Below are 576 nucleotides of genomic sequence, written 5' to 3' on the forward strand. Positions count from 1 at the left end.
AAGGGGCAAGAATCTGAGCCGCCTGAAGGCGGCTGCCTCACATTCCAAACTTGAGCTGATCATAATGCTCATCCACCTTTTCCTGATTTCGGATATAGGCCCTTACCATTCCTTCATCAAGCCCTACTGTCGAGACGAAATAACCTCTCGCCCAAAAGCTTTCACCAGAGAAATTTCGCGATCTACCCATGAAATTTCTGGCTATAGATATCGCACTCTTCCCTTTGATGTAACCAACCACATGTGACACCGAGTGCTTCGGAGGGATGCTGATACACATGTGAACGTGATCACGCATCAGGTGCCCCTCTACGATCTGGCACTCCTTCTGTCTTGCCAGCTCATGGAACACCTCGCCAAGGTGTTTTCGGATACCACCAAAGATCGCCTTCTTTCGCTTTTTGGGGATGAACACGACATGATACCTGCAGTTCCATGTTGTGTGAGCAAGACTCTGGTACTCTCTCATTGGGAACTTCCTATCTCTTGGCCGAGATTGGAGGTTCCCTTTGACCGCATCACACGGTCAAACCTCGGGTAGTCCCCCGGCAAAGCCGGGGGATTACCTTATTTATT

At 49.7% G+C, this 576-nt stretch carries 1 protein-coding gene; it reads right to left on the reverse strand.

Features of this window, described 5'->3' with window-relative positions; all coding sequences use genetic code 11:
• Positions 1–37: 37 nt before the first annotated feature.
• The gene (tnpA, locus tag SCI24_RS21450) at positions 38–469 is read right to left on the reverse strand and encodes an IS200/IS605 family transposase (protein WP_087721126.1); all 432 of its coding nucleotides are present in this window, start codon (positions 467–469) and stop codon (positions 38–40) included.
• Between the last annotated feature and the right edge of the window lie 107 nt (positions 470–576).

The sequence above is a fragment of the Halomonas sp. genome (assembly GCF_033549285.1).
Taxonomy (GTDB): Bacteria; Pseudomonadota; Gammaproteobacteria; order Pseudomonadales; family Halomonadaceae; genus Halomonas.

What these genes read in the sequence shown, in the direction of transcription:
- tnpA (WP_087721126.1), bottom strand. Translation starts at nt 469, where the DNA reads ATGAGAGAGTACCAGAGTCTTGCTCACACAACATGGAACTGCAGGTAT.